Genomic DNA, 253 nt, shown 5'->3' on the forward strand with positions numbered 1-253 from the left:
TCCGTTCAAACACGAAGAATTAAGTGTCGTGACTGCGGCATAAAAACAGAGTCTCTATCTTGGCTAGAGCCTTATGCTCGCATCACGAAGCGCCTAAAAAGTTATATAGAACAACTGCTGCCTCTTCTTCCCATTAAGCATATCTCCCAGTTAACGAGCGTACATTGGCACACCATTAAAGAGATAGATAAACGCCGACTTCGACAAGTTGTACCGTCAGTGAAATGGGAAGAGCTAAGGCAACTCGTCATGG

Annotated in this window: 1 protein-coding gene; it reads left to right on the top strand. The window is 44.7% G+C overall.

Annotated features, from left to right (window positions below):
* Positions 1-253: helix-turn-helix domain-containing protein (locus tag AB4482_RS22585; RefSeq protein ID WP_372181753.1), on the top strand; the 253-nt coding region annotated here is incomplete at both ends.

Source organism: Vibrio sp. 10N.222.55.C7 (assembly GCF_041473335.1).
GTDB lineage: Bacteria > Pseudomonadota > Gammaproteobacteria > Enterobacterales > Vibrionaceae > Vibrio > Vibrio crassostreae_C.